The 26,670-nt window shown below is 63.2% G+C and carries 18 protein-coding genes; 15 read left to right on the forward strand and 3 right to left on the reverse strand.

Annotated features, from left to right (window positions below; all coding sequences use genetic code 11):
- The 13 genes from murD (at position 1) to ligA (ending at position 17,377) form a co-directional block, all read left to right on the forward strand.
- A complete protein-coding gene (gene murD, locus ACSSVQ_RS15730) occupies positions 1-1,410 on the forward strand; it encodes a UDP-N-acetylmuramoyl-L-alanine--D-glutamate ligase (protein ID WP_454184281.1) in 1,410 nt (469 codons plus the stop codon).
- Positions 1,407-2,555, forward strand: coding sequence for an FtsW/RodA/SpoVE family cell cycle protein (locus ACSSVQ_RS15735; RefSeq protein WP_454184282.1), 1,149 nt, complete (start codon positions 1,407-1,409; stop codon positions 2,553-2,555). The genes murD and ACSSVQ_RS15735 overlap by 4 nt, the downstream gene beginning before the upstream one ends.
- Positions 2,552-3,697, forward strand: a complete 1,146-nt coding sequence (gene murG / locus ACSSVQ_RS15740; RefSeq protein ID WP_454184283.1) for an undecaprenyldiphospho-muramoylpentapeptide beta-N-acetylglucosaminyltransferase — start codon at positions 2,552-2,554, stop codon at positions 3,695-3,697. Before ACSSVQ_RS15735 ends, murG begins: the two co-directional genes overlap by 4 nt.
- Positions 3,697-5,121 carry a UDP-N-acetylmuramate--L-alanine ligase gene (gene murC, locus ACSSVQ_RS15745; protein ID WP_454184284.1) on the forward strand — a complete coding sequence of 475 codons (1,425 nt, stop codon included), beginning with the start codon at positions 3,697-3,699 and terminating at the stop codon, positions 5,119-5,121. The genes murG and murC overlap by 1 nt, the downstream gene beginning before the upstream one ends.
- The gene (gene murB / locus ACSSVQ_RS15750) at positions 5,118-6,047 is read left to right on the forward strand and encodes a UDP-N-acetylmuramate dehydrogenase (protein ID WP_454184285.1); all 930 of its coding nucleotides are present in this window, start codon (positions 5,118-5,120) and stop codon (positions 6,045-6,047) included. Before murC ends, murB begins: the two co-directional genes overlap by 4 nt.
- Complete coding sequence (locus ACSSVQ_RS15755; protein WP_454184286.1) at positions 6,044-6,970, forward strand: D-alanine--D-alanine ligase; 927 nt, start codon at positions 6,044-6,046, stop codon at positions 6,968-6,970. The genes murB and ACSSVQ_RS15755 overlap by 4 nt, the downstream gene beginning before the upstream one ends.
- The gene (locus tag ACSSVQ_RS15760; protein WP_293323994.1) at positions 6,958-7,974 is read left to right on the forward strand and encodes a cell division protein FtsQ/DivIB; all 1,017 of its coding nucleotides are present in this window, start codon (positions 6,958-6,960) and stop codon (positions 7,972-7,974) included. Before ACSSVQ_RS15755 ends, ACSSVQ_RS15760 begins: the two co-directional genes overlap by 13 nt.
- Positions 7,971-9,278, forward strand: coding sequence for a cell division protein FtsA (gene ftsA / locus ACSSVQ_RS15765; protein WP_293323991.1), 1,308 nt, complete (start codon positions 7,971-7,973; stop codon positions 9,276-9,278). Before ACSSVQ_RS15760 ends, ftsA begins: the two co-directional genes overlap by 4 nt.
- 145 nt (positions 9,279-9,423) lie before the next feature.
- Complete coding sequence (gene ftsZ / locus ACSSVQ_RS15770; RefSeq protein ID WP_454184287.1) at positions 9,424-11,115, forward strand: cell division protein FtsZ; 1,692 nt, start codon at positions 9,424-9,426, stop codon at positions 11,113-11,115.
- A gap of 235 nt (positions 11,116-11,350) precedes the next feature.
- Positions 11,351-12,358 (forward strand): UDP-3-O-acyl-N-acetylglucosamine deacetylase, encoded by a 1,008-nt coding sequence (gene lpxC, locus ACSSVQ_RS15775; RefSeq protein ID WP_454184288.1) that lies wholly within the window; start codon positions 11,351-11,353, stop codon positions 12,356-12,358.
- A 329-nt stretch (positions 12,359-12,687) separates the two neighbouring features.
- A complete protein-coding gene (locus ACSSVQ_RS15780; RefSeq protein ID WP_454184289.1) occupies positions 12,688-13,554 on the forward strand; it encodes an outer membrane protein assembly factor BamD in 867 nt (288 codons plus the stop codon).
- 26 nt (positions 13,555-13,580) lie between these two features.
- Positions 13,581-15,260, forward strand: a complete 1,680-nt coding sequence (gene recN, locus ACSSVQ_RS15785) for a DNA repair protein RecN (RefSeq protein WP_454184290.1) — start codon at positions 13,581-13,583, stop codon at positions 15,258-15,260.
- Positions 15,257-17,377, forward strand: coding sequence for an NAD-dependent DNA ligase LigA (gene ligA / locus ACSSVQ_RS15790; RefSeq protein WP_454184291.1), 2,121 nt, complete (start codon positions 15,257-15,259; stop codon positions 17,375-17,377). Before recN ends, ligA begins: the two co-directional genes overlap by 4 nt.
- 402 nt (positions 17,378-17,779) lie before the next feature.
- On the opposite strand, the gene ACSSVQ_RS15795 is transcribed toward ligA, so the two are convergent.
- The 3 genes from ACSSVQ_RS15795 to ACSSVQ_RS15805 form a co-directional block, all read right to left on the reverse strand.
- The gene (locus tag ACSSVQ_RS15795; RefSeq protein WP_454184292.1) at positions 17,780-19,594 is read right to left on the reverse strand and encodes an aminopeptidase P family protein; all 1,815 of its coding nucleotides are present in this window, start codon (positions 19,592-19,594) and stop codon (positions 17,780-17,782) included.
- Positions 19,595-19,692: 98 nt separating this feature from the next.
- Positions 19,693-20,634 carry a 50S ribosomal protein L11 methyltransferase gene (locus tag ACSSVQ_RS15800; RefSeq protein ID WP_454184293.1) on the reverse strand — a complete coding sequence of 314 codons (942 nt, stop codon included), beginning with the start codon at positions 20,632-20,634 and terminating at the stop codon, positions 19,693-19,695.
- 40 nt (positions 20,635-20,674) lie between these two features.
- The gene (locus ACSSVQ_RS15805) at positions 20,675-23,017 is read right to left on the reverse strand and encodes an ATP-dependent helicase (protein WP_454184294.1); all 2,343 of its coding nucleotides are present in this window, start codon (positions 23,015-23,017) and stop codon (positions 20,675-20,677) included.
- A gap of 298 nt (positions 23,018-23,315) precedes the next feature.
- On the opposite strand from ACSSVQ_RS15805, the gene ACSSVQ_RS15810 reads away from it, so the two are divergent.
- Together ACSSVQ_RS15810 and ACSSVQ_RS15815 are read left to right on the forward strand one after the other, a co-directional pair.
- Positions 23,316-24,710, forward strand: coding sequence for a chloride channel protein (locus ACSSVQ_RS15810; protein ID WP_454184295.1), 1,395 nt, complete (start codon positions 23,316-23,318; stop codon positions 24,708-24,710).
- Between the two features lie 180 nt (positions 24,711-24,890).
- On the forward strand, positions 24,891-26,669 hold the full coding sequence (locus ACSSVQ_RS15815; RefSeq protein WP_454184296.1) for a chloride channel protein: 1,779 nt from the start codon (positions 24,891-24,893) through the stop codon (positions 26,667-26,669).
- The last annotated feature ends 1 nt before the right edge of the window (position 26,670 follow it).

The raw sequence follows: 26,670 nt of genomic DNA on the forward strand, positions 1-26,670 counted from the left end.
ATGATACCCGTTCCGGGTTTCGAAAAGCGCCGCGTTGCCGTGTTCGGACTGGGCAAGTCCGGGCTCGCGACGGTGCGTGCGCTCGAAGCCGGCGGAGCGGAGGTGATTGCCTGGGACGATTCCGAGGTCAAACGCGAGGAAGCCCGCGAGGCGGGCGTCGCGCTTTCCGATTGCGACGGGTGGGACTGGAGCTCGATTGCCGCGTTCATTCTCGCGCCGGGTGTTCCCTTGACCCATCCCGAACCGCACCGGACGGTCAAGGCGGCGCAGGGCGCGGGCGTGGAAGTGATCGGCGATGTCGAGCTGTTTCAGCGCGCCCTGACGGCGAGCAACACCGGCGCGAAATTCGTTGCCATCACCGGCACGAACGGCAAGTCGACCACGACGGCGCTGATCGGTCACATGGTGCGCCGTTGTGGAAGCATCGTGCAGGTGGGTGGCAATATCGGCCGGCCCGTCCTCGATCTCGATCCCCCGAAAACGGGCATGGTCTATGTGATCGAGGTCTCGTCCTATCAGATCGATCTGGCTCCCGGCATCGCGCCCGACATCGCCATTCTTCTCAACATCACGCCGGACCATATCGACCGTCATGGCACGGTCGAAAACTATGCGGCGGTGAAGGCGCGGCTCTTTGCGCGGCAGAAGGAAGGCGATACGGCGATCGTCGGTGTGGATGACGGATATTCGAGCGACATCGGTACGAAGATCGGCGCGTGGCGCGTGGCCAGTCTGGTGCCTGTTTCCGTCGGCAAGGCGCTCGGACGGGGCGTCTATGTCATCGATGGCGTTCTTTACGAAGCGACGGGCCAGCAGACGGTGAATGTGGGTTCGCTGAAGCCGATGCGTACGCTGCCCGGCGCGCATAACTGGCAGAACGCGGCAGCGGCCTTCGCGGCCGGACGCGCCCTTGGCTATCTGCGCGAGAAAATTCTTTCCGCTTTCGAAAGCTTTCCGGGCCTTGCTCACCGCATGGAGATCGTCGCCGAGCGGGACGGTGTGCGCTTCGTCAATGACAGCAAGGCGACCAATGCGGATGCCGCCTCGAAGGCGCTCGCGGCATATGACAACATCTACTGGATCGCGGGCGGCAAGCCGAAAGAGGGGGGGATTTCCTCCCTCGCAAATCTCTTTCCGCGCGTCCGCAAGGCCTATCTGATCGGCGAAGCGGCGGAAGACTTCGCGGCGACGCTCGGCGATACGGTCGCACATGAAATCTGCGGCACGCTGGACCGCGCGGTGCACGATGCCGCACGCGACGCAAAAGCGGATACGGCGGATCTCAAAGTGGTGCTTTTGTCGCCGGCTTGCGCATCCTTCGACCAGTTCGCGAATTTCGAAATTCGCGGCGACCGCTTCCGTGAAGACGTGCAGGCGGTATTGGAAAGCGCGGGAGGTGCGGTCGTATGATGCGCCTTTCCCGAACAAATCGCACGGCGCTTGCCGAATGGTGGTGGACGGTAGACCGGCTGACGCTTCTGGCGATCGGCCTGCTCATCTCGCTTGGCATGGTGCTGACGCTGGCAGCGAGCCCGGCCGTCGCGATGCGGCTTCACTATCCGCCGTTCCATTTCGTCTACAAGCAGCTCCTGTTCCTTTTGCCTTCGCTCATGATCCTTGTGGGGGTGTCGCTGCTGACGGTGAAACAGATCCGCCGTCTGGCGGTGTTCGTCTTCGCAGGCGCGTTCTTCGCGATGATCCTGACGCTTCTGGTCGGGCCGGAAATGAACGGTGCGCATCGCTGGATCCTGATCGGTCCGTTTGCGTTGCAGCCTTCCGAATTCATCAAGCCGGCCTTCATTGTGATCGCCGCCTGGATGTTTGCCGAGGCGCACCGGCTGCCCGGTTTCCCGGGCACGGCGGTTGCCGTTGCGCTTTATGTCATGGTCATCAGCGTGCTCGCGCTGCAGCCCGATTTCGGTCAGCTGATGCTGATTACGATGGTGTTCGGTGCGATCTTCTTCATGGCCGGGTTGAGCTGGGTCTGGATCGGGTCGCTGGGCACGGCGGCGCTCGCCGGGCTTATGGCGGCCTATATGCTGATGCCGCATGTCGCGAGCCGTATCGACCGTTTCGTCAATCCGGCGGGCGGCGACACCTATCAGATCGACACCGCGCTCGATGCTTTCCATGCGGGCGGCATTTTCGGGCGCGGGCCGGGCGAGGGCGAGGTGAAGCAGATCCTCCCCGACGCGCATACCGACTTCATTTTTGCCGTTGCCGCGGAAGAATATGGCGTGCTGGCGGGGCTTCTCATCATCGGTCTCTTCGCCTTCATCGTCATGCGCACGCTGTCGCGGGCGATGGAGGAGCAGGATCTCTTCATCCAGTATTCTTCCTGCGGGCTTGTCGCGCTGTTCGGGCTGCAGGCGCTCATCAATATGGCGGTGAATGTGAACCTTATTCCCGCCAAAGGGATGACACTTCCGTTCATCTCTTATGGCGGGTCGTCGCTCTTTGCCGTTTCGCTCACCATGGGCATGTTGCTGGCGCTGACGCGCCGCCGCGCCGGCTCGCATGTGCCGATGCCTTCCGGATGGGGGGTTGTGGCATGAGTGCCAATATGCAGGGACCGGTCGTGATTGCCGCGGGCGGCACGGGGGGGCACCTCTTCCCCGGCCAGGCGCTGGCGCAGGAGCTTGCGCGGCGGGGCCGCGACATCGTGCTGATGACGGATGAGCGCGTGAAGCGCTTCGACAGTTTGTTCCCCGGTGCGGATATCTATGCCGTGCCGTCGGCGACGCCTTCAGGCAAAGGGATCGCCGGCCTTGTGAAAGCGGCGCCCGTGCTTTTTTCGGGCGTCGCAAAATCCTTCGGCATTCTCGGGCGGGTGAAACCTTCCGTGGTGATCGGCTTTGGCGGATATCCGACCTTGCCGCCGCTCGCCGCCGCGCTGCTGCGTCGTATCCCGACCTGCGTCCATGAACAGAACGCCGTATTGGGCCGCGTCAATCGTCTGGTCGGGCCTTATGTTCACGCTATTGCGTCCACCTTTCCGAGCCCGCGCTATCTGCGCGAGGTCGACAAGGGCAAGCTCGTGCTGACCGGTAATCCGGTCCGCGACGCGGTGATCCAGCAGGCGGATGTGCCTTACGACAGGCTGGATGCCGATGCCCGGATCCGGCTGCTTGTCTTTGGCGGCAGCCAGGGCGCGCGTGTGATGGCCGATATCGTGCCCGGCGCGCTGACCCGCCTGCCTGAAAGCATTCGCGCGCGGCTCGATGTCGTGCAGCAATGCCGCCCGGAAGATCGGGAACGGGTCGAAGGCGCTTATCGCGTGGCGGGGATTGCCGCGGAACTTCAGACATTTTTCGATGACATGCCCGCGCGCATCGCGGCGGCGCATCTTGTCATCGGGCGGTCGGGCGCGTCCACCATGGCGGAACTCGGCATTATCGGGCGTCCGTCGATCCTCGTGCCGCTGCCTCATTCGCTCGACAACGACCAGAAGGCGAACGCCGAAGTGCTGTCCGGTGAGGGCGCGGCCTGGATGATCGAGCAACGCGATTTTACGGAAGAGTCTCTGGCTGAAAAGCTCGCCGACCTCTTCGCGCATCCCGAAACACTGAACGGCGCAGCGGCCGCCGCCAAGGCGACAGGGCAGCCGCAGGCGGTGAAGAAGCTCGCCGATCTCGTCGAAGAACTGGGCCGTGGCGAGTTTCGCCGCGCGCTGTCGCATGAAAAGGCAGGTGGGTAATGCGTCCGGCTCCTCTCGACATAGGAACCATCCACTTCGTCGGTGTCGGCGGTATCGGCATGAGCGGTATTGCCGAGGTCATGCATAATCTTGGCTATAGCGTACAAGGCAGCGACATGGCGGAGAGCGCCAATGTGAAGCGCCTGCGCGAACTTGGTGTCGACGTCATGGTCGGTCAGAAGGCCGAGAACCTGAAGGATGCGCATGTCGTTGTCATTTCCTCCGCCATCCAGCCCGACAATCCGGAACTGAAGGAAGCGCGGGAGCGCTTCCTGCCGGTGGTGCGCCGCGCCGAGATGCTGGCGGAACTGATGCGCCTTAAATCCTGTGTGGCCATCGGCGGAACGCATGGCAAGACGACGACCACCTCGCTGGTCGCCTCCATCCTCGATGCAGCGGACCTCGATCCGACGGTCATCAATGGCGGCATCATCAATGCCTATGGCACCAATGCGCGTCTGGGCGATGGCGAGTGGATGGTTGTGGAGGCCGATGAATCCGACGGCACCTTCATCAAGCTGCCGTCCACCATCGCGGTCGTTACCAATATCGATCCGGAACATCTGGACTATTACGGCACCTTCGAGGCCGCCAAGGATGCCTTCCTCGCCTTTGTCGAGAATGTGCCCTTCTATGGCGCGGCGGTGATGTGTATCGATCACCCGGAAGTGCAGGCCTTGATCGGTCGTGTGCGCGACCGGCGTATCGTGACCTATGGCACCAGCATCCAGGCAGACATTCGCGCGACCAATGCGCGCGTCGAAGGCGGCTTCAATGTGTTCGACGTGACGATCACGAACCGCAAGACGGGCGACAAGCGCGAGCTGCCGGGCGTGAAGCTTGCCATGCATGGCAAGCACAACATGCTGAACAGTCTCGCCGCTATCGGCGTGGCGCTGCAGCTTGGTATTTCGGACGACCGTATCCGCACGGCGCTTGAAGGTTTCGGCGGCGTGAAGCGGCGCTTCACCTATGTGGGCGATTGGAATGGCGTCCACATCTATGACGATTACGGTCATCACCCGGTGGAAATCGCCGCCGTCTTGCAGGCCGCCCACAGCGCGGGCGAGGGGCGCACCATCGCCGTGGTGCAGCCGCATCGCTATACGCGGCTTCACAATCTGTTCGATGATTTTTGCGCCTGCTTCAACGATGCGGACGCGGTGATCGTCGCCAATGTCTATGAGGCGGGCGAGAAGCCGATCGAAGGCGCGGATCGCGACGCGCTGGTCGCGGGACTTCGTGATCGTGGCCACCGCAATGTCGTGCCGCTCGACAAGCCGGAAGACCTTCCCGGGATCGTTGCCGACATGGCGAAGCCCGGCGACATTGTCGTTTGTCTCGGCGCCGGCAATATCACGCAATGGGCGAATGCGCTGCCCGCCGACCTGGAAAAGAAATTCGGCAAGGGAGGGGACGCATGAACGCGGCTGTCTTCCATACCGATCTGATCGAGCATCTGCCTGAAGTACGGGGCGAACTGACGGCCAATGCGCCGATGGCTCCGCTCACATGGTTCCGTGTCGGCGGACCGGCAGAAGTGCTGTTCCGGCCGGCGGATGTCGAAGACCTCGCCGCCTTCCTTGCGGGCTGCCCCGAGGATGTGCCGGTAACGGTGGTCGGCGTCGGGTCGAACCTTCTCGTGCGCGACGGCGGTGTGAAGGGTGTCGTTATCCGTCTCGGCAAACCCTTCATGAGCATAGAAGCGGAAGGCGATTTCGTCCGGGCCGGTACGGCCGCGCTCGATGTAGCGGTCGCCCGCGCAGCGCAGCAGGCAGGCATTGCCGGCCTTGAGTTTTATCGCGGCATTCCCGGTTCCATCGGCGGCGCGTTGCGCATGAATGGCGGCGCTTACGGCTCGGAAACGAAGGATGTGCTGGTCGAGGTGAAGGCGGTTTCGCGCAAAGGCGAGATCGTGACGCTTTCCAACGCCGATATGCATTACAGCTACCGCCATTGCGGTGCGCCGGACGACTTGATTTTCGTCGAGGCGCTCTATCGCGGGCATGCGGGAGACAAGGCAGCGATTGCTGCGCGGATGGAAGAGATTACCTCTTCGCGCGAGGTGAGCCAGCCGATCCGCAGCCGCACCGGCGGCAGCACGTTCAAGAACCCGGAAGGGCGGAAGAGCTGGCAGCTCATCGACGCCGCAGGCTGTCGCGGACTTGTCCGCGGCGGTGCGCAGGTGAGCGAGCAGCATTGCAACTTCCTTATCAATATGGGCGATGCAACCGCCGCCGACCTTGAAGGGCTTGGCGAGGACGTACGCGCCCGCGTGAAGGAAACCAGTGGCGTAACGCTTGAATGGGAAATCCGGCGCATCGGTATCCCCCTGAAGGAGGCTGCATGACGGACGGAAAGCATGTTGCCGTTCTGAAGGGCGGCTGGAGCGCGGAGCGGGATGTGAGCCTTGTCTCAGGCAAGGGATGCGCCGATGCGTTGCGCAAGGGCGGCTATCGCGTGAGCGAGATCGACGCCGGCCGCGATCTTGCCGATCAGATTTTGCGCGTAAAGCCGGATGTCTGCTTCAACGCGTTGCACGGCCAATGGGGCGAGGACGGTTGTGTGCAGGGCCTTCTCGAAGTGCTCGGTGTGCCCTACACGCATTCCGGCGTGCTGCCCTCTGCGCTCGCCATGCACAAGGAGCGCGCCAAGGCCGTTTTCCGCGAAGCGGGCCTGCCGGTTGCCGATAGTCTTGTCGTGCCGCGCGAGCAGGCGGCGCTCGGTCATGTGATGTCCCCGCCTTACGTGGTGAAGCCACTCAATCAGGGGTCGTCCGTCGGTGTCTTCATCGTGAAGAAAGGGGACAACCGACCGCCCGCCGAGCTGACCTCCCCGGAATGGGATCTCGGGCATGAGGTGATGATCGAACGATTCATTGCCGGCCGCGAGCTGACTTGCGCCGTCATGGGTGAGGAAGTTTTCGAGGTAACCGAGATCATCGCCAACACCGCTTTCTATGATTATGAGGCGAAGTATCAGGAAGGCGGCTCGCGCCACATTCTGCCTGCGCCGATCGACGAAGAGCTGAAGCAGGAAGTCCAGCGCATCACCCTGGCGGCCCACAAGGCGCTGGGATGCCGGGGCGTGACGCGCTCCGACTTCCGTTATGACGACACGAAGAGCGGCAAGGGCGAACTCATTCTTCTGGAAGTGAATACGCAGCCCGGCATGACGCCGACGTCGCTCGTGCCCGAACTCGCGAACCTGGCCGGATATTCATACGTGGAACTGGTGAGCTGGATGGTGGAGGACGCTTCATGCGGGAGGTGAAGTCGAAATCCCGGACGTCGCGCACGGGCGTGACGCGCCGAAAGAACGGCAAGAGCGCCGTGGCGCCGGGCAAACGCCGCAACACGGCGCAGACGCGCATCTTCGGTAAGCGCAAGACGCCGCCGAAGGGGCCGGTCGCGGCGCGCCTCTATGCGCTGACGCAGGGCGAGGTGCCGATGCGGCCCTTCACCGTCGGCGCCGGTGTGCTGATTGTGGGCGTCGTTCTCTACGGTCTTTTCGTCGGCGGCCATGTCGCCGCGGCGGGCCGCGCGGTAACCGCGCAGGCAGACAAGCTGATGGCACTGGCGGGTTTTTCCATTCAGGAGGTGACCGTGACGGGCCGTCATCATACGCGGCCCGACCGGCTCCTTGCCTCGCTCGGCATCAGCCGCGGCGACCCTATCCTGTCTTTCGATACCGAAGAGGCACGCGAACGGGTGGAGCGTCTCGACTGGGTGAAAAGCGCCACGGTCACACGGCTTTTGCCCGATGCGATCCGGCTCGACATCGTGGAGCGCAAGACCTTCGCCATCTGGCAGCGCGGCGGATTTCTTTCCGTTGTGGACCGGGAAGGTACGCCGATCACGGATGAGAACATCAAGAATTACGCATCGCTGCCGTTCATCGTCGGGTTCGGCGCGCCGCGCGCCGCGCCGGAGCTGATCGCGATGATGGCGAAGAAATATCCGGCGCTGCTGACGCGGGTGCGGGCCTTTGTGCGTGTTTCAGAGCGTCGCTGGAATCTGCGCCTTGAAAACGGCGTCGATGTGAAGCTGCCGGAAAAGGATGTGTCCGGCGCGCTGGCGCGTCTGGTTGCGTATGACGCGGAACATAAGGTCCTTTCCCGCGACATCGTTTCGGTCGATCTGCGTCTGAAGGATCGGGTGGCGGTGGAGTTGACGAAAGAAGCGGCCGACGCCCTGAAGGACGGTTCGGCGGTAGGTGTCAGTTTGCATGATGGTGATGTGCGGTCGAAAGCGACCGGCACGGGGGACAGAACATGAATATGGTGTCGCTCGGTTCCAAGGGGTTTCAGGGGCGTCCGGTCGCACCGGGCCGTTCCGGCGTGGTGGCTGCGCTGGATGTCGGATCCAGCAAGGTCTCCTGCTTTATCGCGAAGGTCGAACCCGGTCGCATGGCGAACGGTCATGTGCCCATGCGGGTGGTCGGCATAGGTCATCAGGTATCCCGGGGTATCCGCGCCGGCACCGTTGTCGATATGGATGCCGCCGAGGAGGCGATCCGGATTGCCGTCGACACGGCCGAGCGCATGGCGGGCATCACCATTCGGGAGGTTCTCGTCACGGTGTCGGGCGGCGAACCCAAGAGCCAGACGGTCGGCGTCAAATCCAAGCTTCAGGGCTCGGAAGTGACGGATGACGATCTGGCGCGGCTGATCGGTCATGCCCAGGAGAATTTCCAGCCCGAGGGGCGGGAAGTGCTTCACGCCATCCCGACCAATTACAGCATCGACGACAGCCGGGGCGTGCGCGATCCGCGCGGCATGTTCTGCGACAAGGTGGGCGTGGAAGTCCACATGGTCAGCACACAGAGAGGGGCGCTGCGCAATCTCGAGATCTGCGTCGAGCGGTGCCATCTCGCTGTCTCCGGCATTGCGGTTTCACCCTATGCGAGCGGTCTGGCCTGTCTGGTCGAAGATGAAATGGACCTTGGCGTTGCCGTTCTCGACATGGGCGGCGGCACAACTTCACTTGCGGTCTTCTTTGAAGGGGCGATGGTCTATTGCGATTCCGTGTCAATCGGCGGGAATCACATTACAAATGACATCGCGCGAGGACTCTCTACACCGCTGGCCCATGCAGAACGCATGAAGACGCTTTACGGCAGCGCGCTGGCGAGTCCATCCGATGAAAGAGAGATGATCGACGTGCCGCAAGTGGGCGAAACAGATTCGGACTCGGCGAATCATATTCCCAGGTCGATGTTGACCGGAATCATTCAGCCGCGTCTCGAAGAGACGTTCGAACTGGTACGCGACAGGCTGGAAGCGAGCGGCTATGGCCGGCTCGCCGGACGGCGTGTTGTGTTGACCGGTGGCGCGAGCCAGTTGAACGGCGCTCGCGAACTTGCTGCGCGCATGCTCGACAAGCAGGTGCGCGTAGGCCAGCCAATCCGCATTGCGGGGCTGGCAGATGCGACCGGTGGCCCTGCTTTTTCGGCATGTGCCGGTCTTCTTTCCTATTCGCAGATGTCTCCGCTCGAGGCGGCGGCCCATGACCCGGACGGGGAGGCCGCTCCGCGCGGCCATATCCGCAGGCTTGGCCGATGGCTGAAGGAGAATTTCTGATGGCGCGCAACGATGATTTTCCGGCCCGCAAGCGCGGCGGGCACCTATGCGGGGCAAGCGACCGGCGGCGGCAGGGCCGGTCGGCTGGCGTTCCGGATGTTTCCGGGCAGGGCCTCGTTTTTCAAATTGCTCTCAGGAGGCTGACATGAGCATCAAACTTTCGGTTCCGCAGGAGAAGGAACTCAAGCCGCGCATTACCGTCTTCGGTGTAGGCGGTGCGGGCGGCAATGCGGTCAACAACATGATCGAAGCCGGGCTGGAAGGTTGCGACTTCGTGGTGGCGAATACGGACGCCCAGGCGCTTTCGGCGTCTCTGGCGGAACGGCGGATCCAGCTTGGCGCCGACATCACGGAAGGCCTCGGCGCAGGCTCGCGGCCCGAAGTCGGCTGCGCGGCGGCCGAAGAGGCCATCGAAGAAATCGGCGAACAGCTCACCGGTGCCCATATGGTGTTCATCACCGCGGGCATGGGCGGCGGCACCGGCACCGGCGCCGCACCCGTGGTGGCGCGCACGGCTCGGGAGCAGGGCATTCTCACCGTCGGTGTGGTGACCAAGCCTTTCCAGTTCGAAGGCTCGCGGCGCATGCGTATTGCGGAGGAAGGTATTTCCGACCTTCAGCAATATGTCGATACGCTCATCATTATCCCGAACCAGAACCTGTTCCGTATCGCGAATGAGAACACGACCTTTGCCGATGCGTTCGGCATGGCGGACCAGGTTCTTCATTCCGGCGTGGCTGGCATCACCGACCTGATGATGAAGCCCGGCCTGATCAATCTCGACTTTGCCGATGTGCGTACCGTCATGAACGAGATGGGCAAGGCGATGATGGGAACCGGCGAAGCGGAAGGCGAAAGCCGTGCCGTTGCCGCTGCGGAAGCCGCGATTTCCAACCCGTTGCTCGACGAAGTGTCGATGAAGGGCGCCCGGGGCGTGCTCATCAACATCACGGGCGGCATGGACCTCACGCTTTATGAAGTGGACGAGGCGGCCAACCGTATTCGCTCCGAAGTCGATCCCGATGCGAACATCATCGTCGGTTCGACTTTCGACAGCTCGATGGATGGCCGGATGCGCGTTTCGGTCGTGGCCACCGGTATCGAGGCGGAAGAGGCCGCGCAGGGCCGCCCGGAAACCGTGCGGCAGGCCCAGGCCGTGTCGCGTCAGCGGATGGAGCCTGCCCAGCTTTCGGAGCGCGAGCAGGAAGTGGCGTCCAACGTCATTCCGGTGCAGGCCGCCGAGAAAGCGGCTGAGCCCAGGGAAGAGGCGGCCGAACAGGTTGCGGAGCCGGAGGAACGCCGGACCGCGGCGTCTGGCGGCCGGCCTTTCACCGGCGGTTTCGATCCCAAGGAGTATGAGGCCGAAGTCATCATCCACAAGCCGGAGCCTCGCCGGGAAGCCCGTCGCGACGAGCCCGCGCCCGTGGTGAACCCGGCGGCGGTTCGTGCCGAACCGCGCGAGGGCCCCTATATCCCCGGTGACATGGATCGTGTGCAGTCGGCGAAGTCGTCGCAGGACATTCCGTCCTTCCTCGGTCAGAAGGCCCAGCCGCTCCGCGAGAGCCGTGCGCCGAAGAAAGGCCCCGGCTTCTTCGAACGTCTGACCGGCGGTCGCCGCAAGGATGAGGAAGCGCAGGAAACCCGTCGCGAAGAAGCGCCGCGCCGGGAGCCGAGCATGAAGCGCGAGGCGACCCGCCGTCCCGAGCCCGAGCAGCGTCAGCCCGCCCGCCAGCAGGGCGATACGTTGCAGGGCCAGGATGACAGCAAGCTCGTGCAGCCTTCCTACGAGGAAGAGCAACTCGAGATCCCGACCTTCCTCCGCCGTCAGGCGAACTAGGTAAAGAGATCGATCCGGAAGGGACGCACCACTTCTTCCGGATCGACGATCAGCTTGAATCCGCCCGATGCCGACGGAAAATCGGCCGGGCGGATTTTTGTTTTAATATCAGGGACTTGCGGTCGGTATCTTAAGGTAACAATCAGTAAGAAACTGTTATTTGAAGCAAATTGGGACGGTTGCTACTTATTGCACTGCGGCAAGGGGTAAACCGTAATTTCCAAAGGACCAGCGCGTGCGCATTTCCGACTATGAGACGATGACGACCGGCACTGCTACCAGAAGCGGTGGGAAGGAGACTGTGCGTCGCAAGCGTCATGGCGGCCGCGCGGCACAGAAGACGCTTGCCCGGATGGTGCATGTCGATGGTGTCGGTCTGCATACGGGCGAGATGATCCATCTGACGATCCACCCGGTCGAGGCCAATCACGGTATCGAGTTTCATCGTGTGGATCTGGGCGAGCAGGGGCATATCCCCGCGCGCCACGACCATGTGGTCGATACCACGCTTTCCACCATGATCGGCAATGAGCATGGCGCGACCGTCAGCACGGTCGAGCATCTGATGTCTGCGCTGTCGGCCATGGGTGTCGACAATGCGCTGGTGATGCTTGACGGGCCGGAAGTACCGGTTCTGGACGGCAGTTCCGAACCCTTCATCCGCGCGATCGAGGGTGCCGGGCTTATCGAACAGGCCGCGCCGCGCATGGCGATCCGCATTCTGAAGCCGGTGGTGGTCGAGGAGGGGCTCAAGCGGGCGGCGTTGCTGCCGGGCGAGGGGTTCCGTCTTTCCTTCGAAATCGAATTCGAGAGCAAGGCAATCGGCCGTCAGAAGGTCGAGGCGGATCTGCGCGATCCCGATTTCATCGACGATGTGCTGAGCGCGCGGACTTTCTGCATGCGCAAGGATATCGAGGCGATGTGGGAAGCCGGTCTTGCCCGTGGCGGCTCGCTGGCGAATGCCGTGGTGGTCGATGGCGATGAAATCCTCAATGAAGAGGGGCTTCGCTATCGGGACGAGTTCGTGCGCCACAAAATGCTCGATGCGGTGGGCGATCTGGCGCTGTCCGGTCTCCCGCTGATCGGCACCTATGAGGGGGAGCGCGCGGGCCACGCCATGAATTCGCGTGTGCTCAAGGCGCTGATGGCTGACGAAACGGCCTATGAGATCGTCGAGTTTTCGAGCCTGCCCCGATTTGTGGCCGAGCCGCGTGAGCGGGCCGTCGCGATCCCCGCGGAATAAACTTCGTCTTTCATGAATTTTCGGAAAGCCCTGCCTCCGGGACATATCCCGGGCAGACGAATTCGCTCGGCGATTTCATGTGCTTGAGGAAAATCCGCTCTCCATCCGGCGTCGGGACCGATTTCCAAAAAGGAGAGCGGTCCGGCCCGGCTTTTCTTGCGATATGCGCTCATTGCCCGCTATGGTCTGCCGCCTGCTTCTGGGATAAAACCGGCTGACGCTATGCCGGGCCGCGCTTCCTGTGAGTCGCGGCGGTTGCGGGTGTGAATTGATCTGTCCGGAGGCCCTGGAAATGGGCCCCGGGGCCTGAGGGAGAGGAAGTAGCGCCGATGAGTGTGGCCAAGCTGTCGACCCGTGACCGGAAAAGCTCGCGATTTTCCCGTGGCTTGCGTATGGCGCTGGTGGGGACCTTCGTTCTGACTGCGGCCGGCACCCTTGCCGGGTGCGGCAGCGACGAGGACATCGCTTATGAAGAGCGCCCCGTCGAGCAGATCTACAACACCGCCATGGACTACATGCAGGAGCAGAACTACTACCGCGCGGCCAAGGAATTCGACGAGGTCGAGAGGCAGCACCCCTATTCGGAATGGGCGCGGCGCGCCACGCTGATGAGTGCGTATGCCAACTACATGACCAACAATTACGACGACGCCATTCTTGGCACGCAGCGCTTCATCCAGCTCCATCCGGGCAATAAGGATGTGCCCTATGCGCTCTACCTGACCGGCCTTTGCTATTACGAGCGGATCTCCGACGTCGGCCGCGACCAGAAGATGACCGAGAACGCGCTCAACACCTTCAGCGAGCTGGTTCGCCGCTATCCCAAGAGCGAGTATGCGCGCGATGCGCGGTTGAAGATCGACCTGACGCGGGACCATCTGGCAGGCAAGGAGATGGAGATCGGGCGCTGGTATCTCGACAAGCACGACTACATCGCCGCCATCAATCGCTTCCGGACCGTCATACTGCGATATCAGACGACCACGCATACGCCCGAAGCGCTGGAGCGCCTGACGGAAGCCTATCTGGCGCTCGGCATCCAACCGGAGGCGCAGACGGCGGCAGCGATTCTCGGTTATAACTACCCGGGCAGCGAGTGGTACGAAGATGCCTATAATTTGCTCGCCGGCAAAGGGTTGAAGCCGGAGAAACATGAAGGGTCCTGGATCAGCGAGGCCTGGGACAGCGTCTTCTGACCGGGCATTACCGGAACAGGTCTGACATGCTGGTCACATTGTCGATCCGCGACATTGTGCTTATCGAAAAGCTGGAGCTTTCGCTGGACAGCGGCCTATGCACGCTGACGGGCGAAACCGGCGCGGGTAAATCCATTCTTCTCGACGCTTTGGGGCTCGCTATCGGCGGGCGTGCCGATGCAGGTCTGGTCCGCCATGGCGCGGAGCAGGGCAGTGTCACGGCTGTCTTTCATGTGGAGCCGTCCCATCCCGCCCGCGCGCTGTTGCGCGAGAATGCGCTGGAAGATGAGGGCGATCTCATCCTGCGGCGTGTCCAGGCGAAAGACGGGCGCACGCGCGCCTTCATCAACGATCAGCCGGCGAGTGTCGGTCTGTTGCGGCAGATCGGCGATCTGCTGGTCGAAATTCATGGCCAGCATGATGAGCGCGGCTTGCTGGATGCGTCCGGTCACCGGGGGCTGCTCGATGCCTTTGGCGGGCTGGAAGGCAAGGCCGCTGAGGTGCGCCGTCTCTGGACGGCGCTTGCGGAAGCGCGTGAAGCCTATAACCGGCAAGAGGCGGGCATTGCACGGGCAAAGGCCGAGCAGGACTACCTGACCCATGTCGTTGCCGAGCTCGATGAGCTGGCCCCGGAAGAGGGCGAGGAGACGGCGCTCGCCGAAGAACGCACGCTGATGATGAATTCGGAGAAGATCGCGGGCGATCTGTCCGATGCGGCTGATGCGCTATCGGGCGACAGCGGTCTCGAAGCGCGCCTCAATCAGGCGCTGCGCAAGCTCACCCGCGCTGCGGAAAACGCAGCCGGGCGGCTCGATACGGCGATTGCCGCGCTTGAGCGCACATTGGTGGAAGCGGCGGAAGCACGCGACGGGATCGATGGGGCGCTGCGGTCGCTCGAATTCGATGCCAACAGGCTGGAACATGTGGAAACGCGGCTCTTTGCGTTGCGTGCCGCGGCGCGCAAGCACAGCGTTCCGGTGGAAGGTCTGCCTGCGCTCGCCGACAGACTGCGCGACCAGCTTGCCGATATCGAGGGCGGGGAAGAAAAACTCGCCCGTCTCAGAGAAGCCGTGGAAAAGACCGAGGCCGATTATATGAAGGCGGCAGTGGCGCTGTCGGAGGCGCGGGCGAAGGCGGCGGGAACGCTCGACAAGGCCGTGGCGAAGGAATTGAAGCCGTTGAAACTCGACAAGGCTCGGTTCGAGACGCAATGCGAGCGCAAACCCGCAGAAGAGGGCGGGCCGGACGGGCTGGACCGGATCAGTTTTCTTGTTGCGACCAATCCCGGTGCGCCCGCCGGGCCGCTTATCAAGATTGCGTCCGGCGGCGAGCTGTCGCGTTTCGTGCTGGCGCTCAAGGTGGCGCTTGCCTCGCGCGGCAGTGCGCCGACGCTGATTTTCGACGAGGTGGATGCAGGCGTCGGCGGCGCGGTTGCCGAAGCCGTGGGCGTGCGGCTTGCCGAGCTTGCCGGGGCGGTGCAGGTGATCGTCGTTACGCATAGCCCGCAAGTGGCGGCGCGGGCGCAGCATCATTTCCGCATTTCCAAGGCGTCGGAAACGAAAAAGAAAAATGCGGCACTGGCCACGCGTGTGGAAACGCTCGACGCCGGGGAACGGCGCGAGGAGATCGCGCGCATGCTGGCAGGCGCCACGGTGACGGATGAAGCCCGCGCGGCGGCGGACCGTCTGATCGGAGGTCACGGGTGAGTGAGGCTACGGAGCAGAAGCCTGTCGAAGAGCTGACGCTGGAAGAGGCGGCGGAGGAGCTGGAGCGGTTGGCCTCGGCGATTGAGCATCACGACAGGCTTTACTATCAGAAGGACGCGCCCGAAGTCAGCGACGCCGACTATGACGCACTGCGCCAGCGCAATGACGCGATCGAGGCGAAATACCCGGAACTTGTGCGCGAGGACAGCCCGAGCCAGCGCGTCGGTGCGGCCCCGGCGGAGGAGTTCGGCAAGGTGCGCCATGCCGTGCCGATGCTTTCGCTCGCCAACGGGTTCAGCGAAGACGATATCCGCGATTTCTGGCAGCGCATTCACCGGTTCCTCAATCTCAAGGAAGACGACAAGCTTATCCTGACGGCCGAACCCAAGATCGACGGGCTGTCGGCCTCGCTGCGCTACGAAAAGGGCGAGTTCGTTCTCGGCGCGACGCGCGGCGATGGCCGCGAGGGCGAAAACGTCACCGAAAATCTGCGCACCATCAAAAGCATCCCCGGGAAGCTCAAGGGCAGCAATATTCCCGATGTGTTCGAGGTGCGCGGCGAAGTCTATATGAGCCATGCGGATTTCGAGGCGCTCAACGAACGTCAGGAGAAGGACGGCAAGCCGCGTTTCGCCAATCCACGCAACGCCGCCGCCGGATCTCTGCGCCAGCTCGATCCGAAGGTGACGGCGCGTCGCCCGCTCGGATTTTTTGCCTATGCCTGGGGCGAGGTGAGCGAGCTGCCCGGCGAGACGCAATATGATGTCGTCAAGACGCTGGAGAGCTGGGGCTTCACCGCCAATGAACATTTCCATCGCTGCGAGAGCGTGGAGGAAATGCTCTCGTTCTATCGCAAGATCGAGGAACAGCGAGCCTCGCTCGGATATGACATCGACGGCGTCGTCTACAAGGTGGACAGCCTTTCCCTGCAGGAGCGGCTCGGCTATGTCTCGCGGTCGCCGCGCTGGGCGCTGGCGCACAAGTTTCCTGCCGAGCAGGCGACCACAGTGCTTGAGAAGATCGAGATTCAGGTCGGGCGTACCGGCAAGCTGACGCCGGTGGCGCGTCTGAAGCCCGTAACGGTGGGGGGCGTGGTCGTCTCCAATGCGACGCTTCACAATGAAGATGAGATCGAGCGTCTGGGCGTCCGGCTCGGCGACACGGTGATCGTGCAGCGCGCGGGCGATGTGATCCCGCAGATCGTGCGCGTGGTGGAGGAGAAGCGTCCGAAAGGCGCGAAAGCGTTCAAGTTTCCGGACCGCTGCCCGGAATGCGGCAGTCATGCCGTGCGCGAGGTCAACCCGAAGACCGGCAAGATGGATGCGGACCGGCGCTGCACGGGCGGCCTCGTCTGTCCGGCGCAGGCGGTGGAACGACTGCGCCATTTCGTGTCCCGCAACGCCTTCGATATTGAGGGGCTCGGCGAAAAGCAGATTGCCGCTTTTTATCAGGACGAACTCATCAAACGCCCGGACGAAATCTTCACGCTTGAAGAGCGCGACAAGACAAGCCTCAAGAAGCTGAAGGATCGAGAAGGCTGGGGCGCGACGTCGGTTGCCAATCTTTTCAAGGCGATCGACGACCGGCGGGAAGTGTCTCTCGACCGATTTATCTTTGCGCTGGGGATCCGCCATGTCGGCGAGACGAATGCGCGGCTCCTTGCGCGTAGCTATGGCACGCTTGAGAATTTCGAGAAGCAGATGCTGGCCGCCCATGACCGCGAAAGCGGTGCCTGGGAAGACCTTCTGTCCATCGACGGGGTGGGCGAAGTGCTGGCGGAATCCGTCGTCGAGTTTTTCGACGAGAAGCACAATCGTGATGTTCTCGACGCCTTGAAGAAGGCGGGCGTCACCGCGACGGCCCTGGAAGAGCAGGAGAGCACGTCGCCCATCTCAGGCAAGACGGTGGTTTTCACCGGCTCGCTCGAACAGATGACGCGCCCGGAAGCCAAGGCCAAGGCGGAGCAGATGGGGGCGAAGGTTTCGGGTAGCGTGTCGGCCAAGACCGATCTCGTCGTCGCCGGGCCGGGTGCGGGCTCGAAACTCACCAAGGCGAAAGACCTTGGTGTGGAAACGATCACCGAAGACGAATGGATGGAGATGGCGCGGGGGAACTAAAGTGCTTCCCGAAAAGCGGGCGCCGGTTTTCGGACAGGAAGCACGAAGTAAAAAACCGAAAACTTATCCTCCCCCTCTTATGCGCCCCCATATTGATGAGACCGGTTTTCACCGAGAGGCGCTGTTGGGTTGTCAGGCAGCGCGGAGGGCCGGGCGGCATCCGCAACCCGGGGCGTGACAAACCCCGGCTTCGCCGGACGCATGCGGGCTGAAAAAGTGCCTGCGTCGAAGCACGAGAAAATGCCGTGCGCGGGGTGGAGCAAGTGCCGCCCCTACACATGCCACATGTCACATGTAGGAACATGTGCGGTTCGAGTTCTGCCCCGCGCCTCTTCTTTTGAGGGACTGCCGGTCAAACCTCCGAGGGCACGCGCCTTGCGGGGTTCTTCGTGTTCGAACTCCTCACACCGGCCGTGTCGCCTGCTCCAGCCAGACCTTTTCTTCCTCGCCCAATTGCGGCGATACCACGTCCCAGACGCGGGCATGGTAATCGTTGAGCCAAGCCAGTTCTTCCGCCGTCAGAAGGTCGGGATCGACGAGATCGAGGTCGATGGGCGCGAGTGTCAGCGTCTCGAAGCCCATCATCTCGCGCTCGCCGCCTTCGATGGGGGCGGGCGGGCTCACGATCATCAGGTTTTCGATGCGGATGCCATAGGCGTCCGCCTTGTAGTAGCCGGGCTCGTTGGAGAGGATCATGCCGGGCTTGAGCGGCGCATGGCCATGTTTGGAAATGCGCTGCGGTCCTTCATGCACCGAGAGATAGCTGCCGACGCCATGGCCGGTGCCATGGTCGAAGTCGAGCCCGGCCTTCCAGAGCGCCATGCGCGCCAGCGCGTCGAGCTGTGCACCCGTCGTACCTTCGGGGAAACGCGCCGTGGCGATGCCGATATGGCCCTTCAGCACCTGCGTGAAGCGGCGGCGCTGTTCCGCATCGGGCGTACCGATGGAGACGGTGCGCGTCACATCCGTCGTGCCGTCGAGATATTGCGCACCGGAATCGACGAGATAGAGCTCGCCCGGCTGGAGCGTCCGGCTCGTGTCGGTGGTGACGCGGTAATGCACGATGGCGCCGTTCGCGCCTGCGCCGGAAATCGTGTCGAAGCTCACATCCTTGAGCTGGCCGGTTTCCGCGCGGAAGTCTTCAAGCTGAGTCGAGGCGGAAATCTCGGTGACGTCGCCTTTGGGCGCGCGGGCGTCGATCCAGGCGAGGAAACGCGACAGCGCCACGCCGTCGCGGCGATGGGCCGCGCGCGCGCCGTTCAGCTCCGCCTCGTTCTTGCAGGCCTTGGGCAGTTCGCAGGGATCGGTGCCGCGCTTCATCTCCGCGCCGGCATTGCCGAGCCGGTCGGCGATCCAGGCCGCGCAGGTGGCCGGGTCGAGAAGGACCCGGGCTTTCCTTGCGCCGAGATCGTCGAGCGCGTCGCCCAGTTCCTCGCGCGGGCGGATCGAAACGATATTGCCGAGATGGGCACGTGTCTCGTCGCCGATCTTGCGCTCGTCCACGAAGAGGTCGGCATGGCCGTCTTCATGCAGGATGGCGAAGGAGAGCGGCAGCGGCGTATGGGAGACGTCCTGTCCGCGGATATTGAACGCCCAGGCGATACTGTCCGGCATGGTCAGCACGACGGCGCCCACATCGTCGTTCATCAGCTCTTCCGTCAGCCGCTTCACCTTGTCGGCGGCGGGCTCGCCCGCATAGTCGAGCGGGTGGGGCACCACTTGCGCAGTCGGCGGTTCGGGCTGGTCGGCCCACACGGCATCGAGCGGATTGCTTTCGACCGGCACGAAGGGTGCGCCGGCCTTTTCCGCCGCCGTCTTGAAGCGCGCCACCTGGTCGATGGTGTGAAGCCACGGGTCGTAGGCGAGCTTTGCGCCTTTCGGCAGGTTCTGCTCGATCCAGCGTGTGGCCGGTTCCTCGATCAGATGTTTCGGCTCGAAGGTGCCGACATCCACCTGGCTGCGGACCTGCAGCGTGTAGCGTCCGTCGACGAAGATCGCCGCCTTGTCGATCAGTACGACGGCAAGGCCCGCCGAGCCGGAAAAGCCGGTCAGCCAGCGCAGGCGTTCGGCGTGGGGCGGCACATATTCGCCCTGATGCTCGTCGGCGCGGGGAATGAGAAATCCGTCGAGCCCGCGGCGCTTGAGTTCCTCGCGGAGCTTCGCGGCGCGTTCGGGGCCGAGGGCGGGATTGGCGACATCGTCATAGGTCTGGAACATGGGCCTAATGTATGGGCGCCACGGCGTTTGGACAATGGCCGGAAATTTACTCTCAAGTGCGTCATGCCCTGGACAAGCCGGGCCATGACGGTCAAACGCTACCCCCGCAATTCCAGCGTCACCCAGTCGCCGATGGGCTTGCGGGAGACGAGATACATCTCCTGCATGCGGGCGGCGGCGAGCACCATGTTTTCCTGCGTGCGCAGGATGCCGGACAGGATCAGCGTGCCGCCCGCGGCGAGGTTCCAGGCAAAGCCGGGCATCAGGCTGACGAGTGGGCGGGCGAGGATATTCGCCACGATGAGGTCGTAAGGCGCATTTGCCGAAATCTCGGGATGGTCGAAGCCTTTTGCGGCAACCGCCTTCACGAAGGGGCCGACGCCGTTCAGCTTTGCATTGTCATTCGTGACCTTCACCGAAATCGGGTCGATGTCGCTTGCCAGCACCGGCTCATGCGTCACGCGCGCAATGGCGATTGCAAGGACGCCCGTGCCGGTGCCGAGGTCGAGCGGATTCAGCGGGCGCTGGCGCTTCAGATATCTGTTGATGAATTCGAGGCAACCCTGCGTCGTTGCATGGTGGCCGGTGCCGAAGGCACGGCCCGCCTCGATCAGGATGGGGATACCCGAGGCGGGTACCTTGTCGGCATCATGGCTGCCATAGACGAAGAAACGGCCCGCCTGAACCGGCTGGAGGCCTTCCAGCGATTTGGCGATCCAGTCTTCCTCGGGGACGGCTTCCACAGAGAGGTCGCTGGCGGCGATGCCGGTTTCCTTCTCGACGGGTTTCAGCACGTCGCGGATCGCGTCGATCTCCGGCTCTTCCAGATAGAGCGCCTCGAGGCGCCAGGCGCCGCGCGCCTCCACCTCGTTCCATTCCGACGATGTTTGCACGAGGGGCGACGAGCCCGGTTCCGCCTCGCTGGTGGTGATGGCGAATGTTTCGGGCCGGAACGCGTTTTCCAGTGCGTCGCAAAAGGCATCGGCGGCGGTGTGCGGCACGATGAATGTCACTTTCCAGTGCGAGATTTTCCGGTCCATCGGGCTTTCTTCGATAAGGGCGGGGAGGAGGTGGCGGCGCTCAGGCGCGCTCCACGAAACTGTCGATGACTTTCTTGCGTCCCGCCTTGTCGAAATCCACGGTCAGCTTGTTGCCGTCGATGGCTGCCACATGGCCGTAGCCGAATTTCAGGTGGAAGACGCGTTCGCCCATGCCGTAGCTCTCGGCGGAGGGGTCGCTGGTTGCGACGAGTTCCGCATGGGCTTCGATATCGGGCGCGCGGGAGGAGCTGCGCTCCCTGTTGTTCTGGGCGCGGCGCCAGCCGGGGCTGTTGTAATCGCTGCCCGAGGTGAAATCCTGTGCAAAGCGCGAGGGGCTGTAGTTCTGGTAGCTCTGGCCCGCCATGGCGCTTTGCGTCACTTCCACATGTTTCTGCGGCAGTTCGTCCACGAAGCGGGAGGGGAGCGCCGATTGCCACAGCGCGTGGATGCGGCGGTTGGCGGCAAAGGAGATATAGGCGCGCTGTTTGGCCCGTGTGATGCCCACATAGGCGAGGCGGCGTTCTTCCTCCAGCCCCGCGATACCGCTTTCGTCCAGCGCGCGCTGATGCGGAAACAGGCCTTCCTCCCAGCCGGGGAGGAAGACAGTCTCGAATTCAAGCCCCTTGGCGCTGTGCAGCGTCATCAGGTTGAGCTTGTCTTCGAGATCGTTCTGCTCGATTTCCATGACCAGCGAAACATGCTCGAGATATTCGCCCAGCGTTTCGAACTGTTCCATGGAGCGGACAAGTTCCTTGAGGTTGTCGAGCTTGCCGGGGGCGTCGGCGGATTTGTCGTTCTGCCACATCTCGGTATAGTCGGACTCATCCAGAATGATTTCGGCGAGTTCCGTGTGCGGAAGACCGTCGATGAGCTGGCGCCAGCGGTCCACCATCTCGACGAAAGCCGTCACGGCGCGGCGGGCGGCCGGTTTCAGTTCTTCCGTTGCGATGATCGCGCGGGCGCCCCGCATCAGGGACACGCCTTGCAGCCGCGCAGCGTCACGCACCGTCTGAAGCGCCACCTTGCCGATGCCGCGGGCCGGCCTGTTGACGATGCGCTCGAAGGCGAGGTCGTCGTCGGGTTGGGCGATGAGACGCAGATAGGCATTGGCATCGCGGATTTCGGCGCGCTCGTAGAAGCGCGGGCCGCCGACCACGCGATAGGGAATGCCGAGGCTGATGAAGCGGTCTTCGAATTCGCGCATCTGGAAAGAGGCGCGCACGAGGATTGCCATTTCGTGCAACGGATGGCCCTGGCGCTGAAGCTGCTCGACTTCCTCGGCCACCATGCGGGCTTCTTCCTCGCCGTCCCAATAGGAGGCGACCTTGATCTTCTCGCCTTCCTCGCCATCGACACCTTCCGTCCAGAGCGTCTTGCCGAGGCGGGCTTCGTTCGCGGCGATGAGGCCGGAGGCGGCGCCCAGAATGTTGGGCGTGGAGCGGTAATTGCGTTCGAGGCGGATCACCTTGGCGCCGGGGAAGTCCTTTTCGAAGCGAAGGATGTTGTCCACTTCCGCGCCGCGCCAGCCATAGATCGACTGGTCGTCATCGCCCACGCAGCAGATATTCTTGTGCTTGGCCGCGAGCAGCCGGAGCCAGAGATATTGCGCGACATTGGTATCCTGATATTCGTCCACCAGCATGTAGCGGAAGCGGTCCTGATACTCGGCGAGGATTTCCGGGTTTTCCTGGAAGATGCGCAACACTTCCAGCAGCAGGTCGCCGAAATCGGCGGCGTTCAGCACCTTCAGCCGTTCCTGATACTGGCGGTAAAGCTCGGCGCCCTTGCCGTTGGCAAAAGCGTGCGCCTCGCCGGCGGGCACCTTGTCGGGCGTCAGGCCGCGGTTCTTCCAGCCGTCTATGTGTGAGGCAAGCTGGCGGGCGGGCCAGCGTTTCTCATCGATGCCTTCCGCCGAGATGAGCTGCTTCATCAGCCGAATCTGGTCGTCGGTATCGAGAATGGTGAAATCGGACCGCAAACCCGCCAGCTCGGCATGACGGCGAAGGATCTTTGCGCCGAGCGCATGGAAGGTGCCCAGCCATTGCATGCCCTCCACCACGCCGCCGATGAGCTGGCCGATGCGCTCCTTCATTTCCCGCGCGGCCTTGTTGGTGAAGGTCACGGCCAGGATCTGGCTCGGCCAGGCCTTTCGCGTGGCCAGCAGATGGGCGAGGCGGGTGGTCAAAACGCGGGTTTTCCCCGTGCCGGCGCCCGCCAGCACGAGGACGGGTCCGTCCTGGCTCTCCACGGCTTCGCGCTGCTCGGCATTCAATCCGTCGAGATAGGGCGCGCTCGCCTGCATGGCGGATCGCGCGGCGGCGCTGGTGGAGCGTGCCGTCTGTTCTTCGGGAATGGATCCAAGATCGAAGGGATCGTTCGTCATATACTTCGGATTGGTTTCGAGTGAATTGCCGCCAGAGGGTCCGGAAATCGCGATGGCCCCCGATTCAGCTTGTCCGACCCTAGCATGACGGAACGGTAATGGGGCGGGAGCCAGAAACTTTCCGCAAGTGTCTTGGATTCTGCCGACAACCCCGATAGATAAGGGGCGTCATTAACCCCGGCAAGACGGGTGGACGTGCTTTAATGTGCGTTCCGGCGTAACTTTCGCCTTCCGAATGCGGGTGTCCGATGGCGATTTCCGAGGCGTAACCGCCTCGTCCTGATCCGGTAGCAGACAGATGCTGATCCCGAAGCGCCACCGCCGCAGGCGGTTGCTGCGCCTTCATTCGCAGCGGCTTCAGCGCCGCGTTATCTTCGTCATAGGCGGCCTTGTCGTGGGGGCCGCGGCCGTCGGGCTTGCGCTCGCGGCGGACCAGGCGCAGGCGCTCTTTCACAGCTTCCAGACAGAGTTTCCCTATGGCGTGCTGCTGCTGACGCCGCTGGGCTTTGCGGCCATCGTCTATGCGACGAACACCTATTTCCCGAATTCGCAAGGCAGCGGTATCCCGCAGGCGATTGCCGCGCGGGCCTTGCGCGCGCCCCGCGACAGGCGAAAGCTCGTTTCGATCAGAATCGCCATCGGCAAAAGCATTCTGACCATCGCAGGGCTGCTTTGCGGGGCCTCGATCGGCCGCGAGGGGCCGACGGTTCAGGTCGGTGCATCCATCATGGCTGCGATCGGCGGGTATTCCCCGCGCCGTCAGCCGGGCCTCATTCTGGCAGGCTCCTGCGCGGGCATCGCGGCGGCGTTCAACACGCCGATGGCCGGGATCGTGTTCGGCATCGAGGAGATGAGCCGAAGCTTCGAGTCGCGCACCAGCGGCCTCATCATCGGTGCCATTGTGGCCGCCGGCATGACCTCGCTCGCCCTGTTCGGCAACTACACCTATTTCGGATCCAGCTCGGCCCATCTGCCCCATCTGGTGGACTGGGTGGCCGTCGGTATCTGCGGTGTGGTGGGCGGCCTCATGGGCGGCATTTTCAGCCGTGTCCTTGTCCTGTTCGGGGCCGGGTTCCGGGGGCGGTTCGGACAGATTATCAAGTCGCGGCCCGTTCTTTTCGCCGCGGCCTGCGGCCTGCTGGTGGCACTGTGCGGTGTTCTCACCCATGGCAGCGTTTACGGAACGGGCTATGAGCAGGCCCGGGAAGTGCTGCACAGTCGCGAAACGCTGTCCTGGTATTTTGCGCCGCTGAAGCTGCTTGCGACGGCGCTTTCCTCCATCAGCGGTCTGCCGGGCGGCTTCTTTGCGCCGTCGCTGTCGGTGGGCGCGGGTATCGGGTCCAATCTCAGCTACTTCTTCCCCGACACGCCGATCGGCGCGCTTGTGCTGCTCGGCATGGTCGCCTATTTCGCCGGCGTGGTTCAGGCGCCCATCACCGCCTTCGTGATCGTCGCCGAAATGACCGACAATCACGGCATGCTGGTGCCTCTCATGTTGGCTGCGCTGATCGCGCGGTCGACCTCCCGCCTTGTCTGCAAGGAAGGGGTCTATCACGCGCTGTCGCATAAATTCCTCGCCGAGGCCGGTCCCGATGCCCCCTTGCGCGGGAGCAGGGACGACAAAAAGCCGGATGACGGCGCGGAAGCCGGGCCCGACGAAAAGCGGGACGGGCCGCCTTCATCCGCCTCCTGATTTTCTTCCATTCAGACGAAATTTCTGCCGACTTGAGGGCGAAAACGGGCCTGTGCTACACAGGATGAGCCCGTTTCCGCGGGCTTTCGACATGCCAAAAGGCGGTGAAACCCGGAAATCGGCCGCTCCGAGCGCGGCGGCGTCAGCAGCTATCGGACCGGCTAGGCGGAAAGGGGTGAGATGCTTGAGAAGGACGAGGATGGCTATCGCAGGGTGAACCTGGCTGGGCTGTCTCTGCTCGCTCTCGCCGTCGGTCTTTTCACCGGTCTTGGCGCAGTGGCCTTCCGGGCTCTGGTCAGCCTGGTTCACAATATTTTCTTTCTGGGGGAGTTCAGCTTCAGCTACGACTCCAACCAGCTCACCGAGCCGGGGCCGTGGGGCGCGTTTTTCATACTTGCGCCCGTCATTGGCGGACTCGGCGTCGTCTATCTGGTGAAGAATTACGCGCCGGAAGCCAGAGGGCATGGCGTGCCGGAAGTGATGGACGCGATCTATCACAAGGAAGGCCGGGTTCGTCCCATCGTGGCGGTGATCAAGTCGCTCGCCTCGGCGCTTTCCATCGGCTCCGGCGCATCGGTGGGCCGCGAAGGGCCCATCGTGCAGATCGGGGCGGCGCTCGGGTCTTCCTTTGCGCAGCTGACCAATCTGCCGAGCTGGCAGCGCATCACGCTTCTCGCGGCCGGTGCGGGCGCCGGTATCGCCGCCACGTTCAATACGCCTCTGGGCGGGGTGCTTTTCACGATCGAATTGATGCTGCCGGAGATCAGCCCGCGTACCTTTCTGCCGGTTGTGATCGCGACGGGCTCGGCGGCCTATGTGGGTCGCCTCTTCTTCGGTTTGCAGCCGGCCTTTCTCGTAGCGCTGGCGCCCATCCCGAGCGAGCAGGCCGTCGATCTCGTGAACCTGGGGGCCTTCGTGGTGCTTGGCATTCTTTGCGGGATAGCCGCCTGGGGCTTCATCCGCACGCTCGTATTTTGCGAGGAGCAGTTCCCCAAGCGGTTCGAGAACGAATACATCCGCAACATCGTCGGCATGTCGATGGTCGGTGTGATGGGGTATCTCTTCGTGTTGTGGGGCGGTCATTATTTCGTGACCGGCGTGGGCTACGGCACCATTCAGAACATTCTTCAGGGCCATCTGGAAAGTATTCTGCTTCTGGGCTTTCTGTGCGTGGCCAAGCTTCTGGCGAGCTCCATTTCGCTCGGGTCAGGGGCGTCGGGCGGCGTTTTCGCGCCTTCGCTTTTCATCGGGTCGACGTTGGGCGGCGCGTTCGGGGCACTCATGCTCATCGTCTGGCCGGGGCACGGCGCGACGGTCGCGGAATATGCGATGGTCGGCATGGCGGCGGTGGTCGGCGGGGCGACGGGCGCTTCGATGACGGCGATCACCATGGTCTTCGAGATGACCCGCGACTACAACATCATCATCCCGCTCATCATGGCGGTGGCCGTCGCGGTGGGCATTCGCCGCGCGCTGCTGAGCGAGAACATCTACACCATGAAGCTGGTGCGGCGCGGGCGGCGGATACCCAAGGACCGCTACTCCAACGCCTATCTGGTTCGCGCCTGCCATGAAGTGATGGATACGAGCGTGACGGTGATGGCTGTCGACACCCCTATCGAGGAAGCGCTGACCTATCTGTCGCAGGGCGGCGGAGTGCGCTTCATCGTCCTGCGCGACGGCGAACGGATCGCGGGCGTCGTGCCTCTGGATTCGCGTATCGCCATACCATCCCGGCAGGGCAGCCCGGAGACGCTTCTCGATATTGCCCTGACCGATTTCACGATAGGGCGGGAAAACAGCACGCTGGAAGAGGTGATCCGGCGACTGCACAAACGCAAGACGCAGATCGCCCTTATCATTCCGGACCAGCCGGGCGTGCCGCGTGCGGAACATGTGAAGGGGGTTATCGGCAAACCGCAGCTTGCCGATGCCGTACTTGCCTCGCAGATGGGCTAGC

It is taken from the genome of Parvibaculum sp. MBR-TMA-1.3b-4.2, assembly GCF_053628815.1.